This window comes from Bordetella sp. (assembly GCF_051960075.1).
Taxonomy (GTDB): Bacteria; Pseudomonadota; Gammaproteobacteria; order Burkholderiales; family Burkholderiaceae_B; genus Bordetella.
Genome location: NZ_JBQCER010000086.1, coordinates 47,158 through 54,122, shown reverse-complemented (window position 1 = coordinate 54,122; position 6,965 = coordinate 47,158). Strand labels below are relative to the sequence as shown.

At 63.3% G+C, this 6,965-nt stretch carries 4 protein-coding genes and 1 pseudogene; 2 read left to right on the top strand and 3 right to left on the bottom strand.

Annotation, left to right across the window (positions count from 1 at the left end):
* A pseudogene (locus ACTHJ1_RS14595) lies at positions 1 to 396 on the top strand (methyl-accepting chemotaxis protein); the annotation flags it as partial.
* Positions 397 to 419: 23 nt separating this feature from the next.
* Here the strand turns inward: ACTHJ1_RS14595 and ACTHJ1_RS14590 are convergent.
* Together ACTHJ1_RS14590 and ACTHJ1_RS14585 are read right to left on the bottom strand one after the other, a co-directional pair.
* A complete protein-coding gene (locus ACTHJ1_RS14590; RefSeq protein ID WP_440193592.1) occupies positions 420 to 1,871 on the bottom strand; it encodes an MFS transporter in 1,452 nt (483 codons plus the stop codon).
* Positions 1,872 to 1,890: 19 nt separating this feature from the next.
* Positions 1,891 to 4,200 (bottom strand): NADP-dependent malic enzyme, encoded by a 2,310-nt coding sequence (locus ACTHJ1_RS14585; protein ID WP_440193590.1) that lies wholly within the window; start codon positions 4,198 to 4,200, stop codon positions 1,891 to 1,893.
* Between the two features lie 125 nt (positions 4,201 to 4,325).
* Between ACTHJ1_RS14585 and ACTHJ1_RS14580 the strand changes: the two genes are divergently transcribed.
* Entirely contained in the window at positions 4,326 to 5,348 is a 1,023-nt protein-coding gene (locus ACTHJ1_RS14580) for a LysR substrate-binding domain-containing protein (protein WP_440193588.1), read from the top strand.
* Here ACTHJ1_RS14580 and ACTHJ1_RS14575 read toward each other — a convergent pair.
* The gene (locus ACTHJ1_RS14575) at positions 5,326 to 6,813 is read right to left on the bottom strand and encodes an AMP nucleosidase (RefSeq protein ID WP_440193586.1); all 1,488 of its coding nucleotides are present in this window, start codon (positions 6,811 to 6,813) and stop codon (positions 5,326 to 5,328) included. The two genes, ACTHJ1_RS14580 and ACTHJ1_RS14575, sit on opposite strands and share 23 nt — an antisense overlap.
* Positions 6,814 to 6,965 lie beyond the last annotated feature (152 nt).

The following is a 6,965-nucleotide window of genomic DNA, read 5'->3' as shown; positions in this document are numbered from 1 at the left end:
ATCATGGGCGAGATTTCGGCGGCCTCGGAGGAGCAGTCCAGCGGCATCGATCAGGTGAACCTGGCGGTGACGCAGATGGACGAGACCACGCAGCAGAATGCCGCCCTGGTGGAGCAGGCTGCCGCGGCTGCGGGCTCGCTGCGCGATCAGACCCAGCACCTGTCCAAAGTCGTGTCGATGTTCAAGCTGGGCAACGCAAAAACCCCTTCGGCGTCGGGGTCCGCCGCCTCCGTCATGCAGGCTTCCGCTCCCGCGGCCCATAAACCTGCGCCCGCTCCGGCGGAGCCTGCCAAGGCCAAGCCGGCGAGCCCTGCTCCGGCCCTGCCCAGGCCGCAGCCTCGCTCCAGGCCGTCGCACAAACCAGCCGAGGCGAGCGACGATTGGGAAAGCTTCTGAAGCTTGTCTTTGCCGCGCGCCGATCAGCGCGCGGCAGACGGCTTGGACGCCGCGTGCGTCATGCTGCGTCCTGCGTCGCGGGGCAATAGCAGATAGATAAGCGTCGGCAAGACGGTCATCAACGCCATGATCGCAAAAGCCCAATGGAAATCGACAATGGCGAACGGAGAGTAGCCCGCCGAGTCTTGTCCCGCACGAACCAGATTCGCCATGCGCAGGCATACGGCGCCGAAAGCGATACCCATGCCGATCGACACTTGCTGCATCGTGCTCCACAGCGTGCTGGACGAACTCTTCAAGGCCTCGGGAATATCGGCAAAGCTCAAGGTAGACATGGTCGAGAGCTGCAAGGACCGGGCAATGCCATAGGCGAACAGCACGGCATACAACACCGGGGCAGCCGTACCCGGTGTAAGCCAGACGAAGGCCAGCATGGTCATGGCCACCGCGACGCCGTTGGTCAGAATCACGGCGCGAAAGCCGAAGCGCCTCATGATCGGATTGACGAAAATTTTCATGCCGAGGTTGCCGCAAGCGGTTACCAGCAAAAGCAGGCCCGAATGAAAAGCTGAAAGACCAAAGCCGATCTGGAACAGCAAGGGCGAAAGATAGGGCACCGACTCGATGCCGGCGCGTGCGATGTTGCCCCACAAGACGGCGATGCTGTAGGACCGGACGCGAAAGACTGAGAGATCGAGTATGGGATCGACGGTTCTGCGCAGGTGGGCGACGGCGACGGCGCCTGCAGCGATGCCTGCGGCCAGGAAACCCGCCGCGCTGGTCAGGCTGGCCTCTTGATGGCTGGCCAGCTCCATGCCGTAGAGCAGCGAGACCAGCGCCACGCCGCACAGCAGGAACCCCGGCACGTCAAGCTTGCGGGCGCCCTGCCCCGGCTGATCGGGCACAAAGGCCGCGATCGCCGCGAGCGCTGCCAGGCCGAATGGCAGGTTCAGGAAGAACACCCAGTGCCACGAAGCATAGGTCGTGATGAATCCGCCCACGGTAGGGCCGACAACGGGAGCGACGATGCCGGGCCAGGTGATGGTCGAGATCGCGCGCATCATGTGGCCCGGATCAGTGTTGCGCACCACGATCATGCGCCCGACCGGAACCATCATCGCTCCGCCCAGACCTTGCAACACGCGGGCCGCCGTGAAGGTCAGGACGCTGGCGGAGAACCCGCACAGCACCGAGGCCAGCGTGAAGATCAGCACCGCGCTGCCAAACACCCTGCGCGCGCCGCAGCGGTCCGCGATCCAGCCGCTGATCGGAATGAAGACCGCCAGCGTGAGCATATAGGCGGTCATGCCCAGGCTGACTTCGTTCGGACCGACGTGGAAGGACCGAGCCATCTGCGGCAGCGCCGTCGCGATGATCGTCGTGTCCAGATACTCCATGAAGAACGTCGCCGCGACAATGAAAGGCAGGACGAGGCTGTTCCTCGCCCCGCTTCGGGCGCTCGATGAAGCCGACATGGGCGCGCGAGCCTCGAAACTACGCCCCGGCCTGCTCCATGCAATTGGCCTGCAGCACCGTCAGTGCCGCCATATTGATGATGCGGCGCACGGTGGAGCTGGAAGTCAGAATGGTGACCGGCGCATTGACGCCCAGCAGGAAGGGGCCGATGGCGATATTGCCGCCCGCGGTGGCCTTGAGCAGGTTGTAGGCGATGTTGCCCGAGTCCACATTCGGGCAAACAAGCAAATTGGCCGTCCCTTTCAGTGTCGTGGACGGAAGAATGCGCGAACGCAACGCATCGTCCAGCGCGCAGTCGCCGTGCATTTCCCCGTCGATCTCCAGATCGGGCGCCTGAGCGCGGATCAATTGCAAGGCCTCGCGCATCTTCGCTCCCGAAGACCAATTGCCGGTGCCGAAATTGGAGCGGGACAGCAGCGCGATCTTGGGCACCAGATAAAGATTGGCCATCTTGCGCGCAGCGGCGATGGTGTATTCGGCAATCTGCTCGGCCGTGGGATTGTCGTTGACATGCGTGTCGACCAAAGCGAGCGTGAGCTCGTTCAGCAGGACGATATTCATGGCCGCATACGTCTTGGCGCCAGGCTTCATGCCTATCACCTCGTCGACAAAGCGCAAATGGTCATGGAAAGCACCGACCGCGCCGCAAACCATGCCGTCGGCTTCGCCCAGACGCACCATCACCGCACCGATCAGCGTATTGCGACGGCGCATTTCGACGCGCGCCATTTCCTTGCTGATGCCTCGACGGCACATCAGCTCCCAGTAGGTGGTCCAGTACTGGTGGAAGCGCTCGTCGTATTCGGGGTTGGTGACCTCGACGTCCTCTCCCAATTTGAGGCGCAGGCCGTATTTCTCGATGCGCGACAGCAGCACCTGAGGGCGCCCCACAAGAATGGGTCGGGCCAGCTTTTCATCGACAATCACCTGCACCGCGCGCAGTACGCGCTCGTCCTCGCCCTCGGTGAAGACGATGCGAGACTTGCCGCCCTCGCGCGTGCAGCGCTTGGCCTCGCCGAACACCGGCTTCATGAAGGTGCCGGAGTGATAGACAAATTGCTGCAGCTGCTGGACGTAGGCATCCAGATCGGCAATGGGTCGCGTTGCCACGCCGCCTTCCATGGCGGCCTTGGCCACGGCCGGCGCGATGCGCGTGATCAGACGCGGATCGAAAGGCTTGGGTATGAAGTATTCGGGACCAAAGGAAACGCCGTAGGTGCCGTAGGCTTCGGCCACCATTTCATTCTGCTCTTCCTGGGCCAGGCCGGCGATCGCGTACACCGCCGCCTTTTCCATCTCGCGCGTAATGGTGGTGGCGCCGACGTCCAGCGCGCCGCGGAAGATGTAGGGGAAGCACAGAACATTGTTGACCTGGTTCGGGTAGTCCGAACGGCCGGTAGCCATGACCACGTCGTCGCGCACGGCATGCGCTTCTTCGGGCAGGATCTCGGGCGACGGGTTGGCCAGAGCCAGAATGAGGGGTTTGACGGCCATTTTCCTGACCATCTCGGACTTGAGCACGCCGCCGGCCGACAGGCCCAGGAATACGTCGGCGCCGTCGATCACTTCCGTGAGCTTGCGCAGCGGCGTCTCTTGCGCAAAGCGCTCCTTGTCAGGATCCATCAGGGTGGTGCGGCCTTTATAGACCACGCCTTCGATGTCGGTGGCCCAGATGTGTTCCATGGGCAATCCCAGATCGACCAGCAGGTCCAGGCAGGCCAGCGCGGCCGCACCGGCGCCGGAGGTCACGACCTTGACGTCCTTGATGCTCTTGCCCACGACCTTGAGACCGTTGATGAAAGCGGCGCAAACGGTAATGGCCGTGCCGTGCTGGTCGTCGTGAAAGACCGGGATCTTCATGCGCTCGCGCAGCTTGCGCTCGACCGCGAAGCATTCCGGCGCCTTGATGTCTTCCAGGTTGATGCCACCGAAAGTCGGCTCCAGCCCGGCGATGATGTCGACCAGCTTGTCCGGATCGGACTCGTTGATCTCGATGTCGAAAACGTCGATGCCGGCGAATTTCTTGAACAGGACCGCCTTGCCTTCCATGACCGGCTTGGCCGCCAGCGGACCGATATTGCCCAGCCCGAGCACGGCCGTGCCGTTGGTGATCACGCCCACGAGATTGCCGCGGGCGGTGTAGCGGAAGGCATCCATGGGGTTGGCGACGATCTCTTCGCAGGCCGCAGCCACGCCGGGCGTGTAGGCCAGCGCCAGATCGCGCTGAGAAATGAGCGGCTTGCTGGCATTGACCGACAGTTTTCCGGGCTTGGGAAACTCGTGATAGTCAAGCGCGGCCTTGCGGTTGTTTGAAGTATCGGTGCTCATATTGGTGACCCAGGCTTGGAAAAACAGTGTCGGACGGGAATAGGCGAACGATATTACGCCTCCAGACATAATCATGATATTTGGATTTAATATGATTTCATAAGTTTTAACTTATATGGAATTTCATGGCTTTCGACGCCGTCGATGTTGCTCATAAATTGAGCAATCGCCTCAAGATGCGCCATCTGGCGCTGCTCCTGCAGATACGCCGGCATGGCTCGCTGACGCGCGCGGCCGAGCATATGGCCATCAGCCAACCGGCGCTGACCAACACGCTCAACGATTTGGAGGGCATGTTCGGCGCGCCGCTATTCGAGCGCTCGGCGCGCGGCATGGCGCCGACCCCGCTGGGCCGGGTGGTGCTGGACCACGCCCAGGCCATGGTGCAGGACCTCGACCATCTGGTGCGCGACATGGACGCCGTGGCCGGCGGACACACGGCGCACCTGCATATAGGCGTCACGCCTTTCGTTCCCAGCCGCGTTCTGCCGGCCGCCCTGCAGCAGGCAGCGCGCGACGGTCGGCGGCTCACCGTCACCGTGCACGGTGGACCGAGCGAACTGCTGCTTTCGCAGCTGCAGGATCACACGCTGGACATCGTGGTCGGCCTGGCCTCGCCGGTGCTAAGCCAGGAGGGCCTGAGCTTTTATGCGCTCTATAGCCAGCCGCCGCGCCTGATCGCCAACCGCCGGCTGGCCGCGAGACTGACGCGGCAGCGCCTGGACTGGCGGCGCCTTGCAGCACTGGACTGGATCATGAGTCCATCCACCAGCTACCTGCGCGAGCAGGTGGCGGGCCTCTTCGTCGAAGCCGGTTTGCCCGTGCCACGACCGGTCATGGAGAGCGATGCGGCGCGCCTGATCGGCGAAATGCTGGCCGCCAGCGAACGCGCCGTGGCCATCCTGCCCGCCGACATCGCCGAGGAGCTGGTGCGCGGCGCCGGCGTGACCATCATTCCCTACTCGTTTGCGTGGAGCCTGCCGCCCATCGGCTTTTTCACGCGCAATACCGGCACCCCGCGCATGGCCGAGCAATGGTTCGCTGATGCCCTGCGCAAGGTCAAGAGCTCGCGGCCGGCTGTGCCTGCAGCCGCCGCAGCTCGCGGCGCCGTGGCGGTGGGCGCCGCTATTGAAACGCCGTTTCCATGAACGAACGCAGCTTGCGCGAATGCAGCCTCTCGAGCGGCATGTCGCGCAGGTGCTCCAGCGCGCGGATGCCGATCTTCAGGTGCTGGTTGACCTGGGTGCGATAGAACGTGCTGGCCATGCCCGGCAGCTTGAGCTCGCCATGCAGAGGCTTGTCGGACACGCAAAGCAGCGTACCGTAGGGCACCCGCAGACGGAAGCCATTGGCCGCGATGGTGGTCGATTCCATGTCCAGCGCGACGGCGCGCGACTGGGCGAAACGCTGCACCAGTTCATTCTGGTCGCGCAGCACCCAGTTGCGGTCGTCGATCGTCGCCACGGTGCCGGTGCGCACAATGTGCTTGAGCTCCCAGCCCGACAGTCCCGATACTTCGGCCACGGCTTGTTCCAGCGCCACCTGCACCTCGGCCAGCGGCGGCACCGGCACCCAGGTGGGCAAGTCGGCGTCGAGCACATGATCGTCGCGCACATAGCCGTGCGCCAGCACGTAGTCGCCCAGTTTCTGCGTGTCGCGCAGGCCGGCGCAATGGCCCAGCATCAGCCAGGCGTGCGGGCGCAGCACCGCCACGTGGTCGGTAATGGTCTTGGCGTTCGAGGGCCCTACTCCGATGTTGACCAGCGTGATGCCCGTATGGCCTTTGCGCACCAGATGATAGGCCGGCATCTGCGGCATGCGCGCCGCCGCCTCGCCCTGAACCTGTCCGCCCAGCAGGGTGACGCGGTTGCCCGGCTCTACCAACTGGTCGTACTCGCCCTGCACGTTCGCCATCAGGCCGCGCGCCCAGGCCAGGAACTCGTCCACATAGAATTGATAGTTGGTGAATAGGACGAAATTCTGGAAATGCGCAGGATCGGTCGCCGTGTAGTGCTGCAGGCGCAGGAGCGAATAGTCCACGCGCGGCGCGGTGAACGGCGCCAGCGGTTGCGGCCCGCTATTGGTATTGCGCCAAGTGCCGTTGACGATGGCGTCGTCGGTAACGGACAGGTCGGGCGCGTCGAACATGTCGCGCAGCGGGCGCTTGAGACTTTCGATGTGCTCGCCCTCGACGCTGGCGCCATCGACGAAAGCGAAGTGCAGCGGGATGGGCAGATCCGATTCGCCCACCTCGACGGCGCCGCCATGGTTCTGCAGCAGCAGGGAAAGCTGGTGCTCCAGATAGTGACGGAACAGACGTGGCCGTGTGATCGTGGTCTGGTAGCGGCCGGGTTCAGCCACGTGACCATAAGAGAGCCGGCTATCCCGGATGTGATGGCTGGGCACGTTGATGCGCACGGCCGGATAACACGCGCGCGTGCGACCCGCCTGCTCGGCGCCGGACAGCGCCTGCTGGAAGGCGCTGCGCAGAAAAGCCGTGTTGCGTTCGTAGATTTCAATCAGCCTGTCCACCGCGGCGGCGGCATCATTGAAAGGCTCGAAGGGACGGAACTCAGGCCGGACAATCGTTCCAGCCATGGTACTTTTGGGCATGAACTCCCTCTATAATTCAAACACTTAGCGCATTTGTTACTATTTAAAACAAATCGCTGTCATGTAACGTATTATTCCGGTATACTCCGGGGGCAGCGTGCTGGCGGGGACTACCCCGAAGCTATTTCAGACGCTGAAATCCCTATTGCCCC

What these genes read in the sequence shown, in the direction of transcription:
- ACTHJ1_RS14590 (WP_440193592.1), bottom strand. Translation starts at nt 1,871, where the DNA reads ATGTCGGCTTCATCGAGCGCCCGAAGCGGGGCGAGGAACAGCCTCGTC.
- ACTHJ1_RS14585 (WP_440193590.1), bottom strand. Translation starts at nt 4,200, where the DNA reads ATGAGCACCGATACTTCAAACAACCGCAAGGCCGCGCTTGACTATCAC.
- ACTHJ1_RS14580 (WP_440193588.1), top strand. Translation starts at nt 4,326, where the DNA reads ATGGCTTTCGACGCCGTCGATGTTGCTCATAAATTGAGCAATCGCCTC.
- ACTHJ1_RS14575 (WP_440193586.1), bottom strand. Translation starts at nt 6,813, where the DNA reads ATGCCCAAAAGTACCATGGCTGGAACGATTGTCCGGCCTGAGTTCCGT.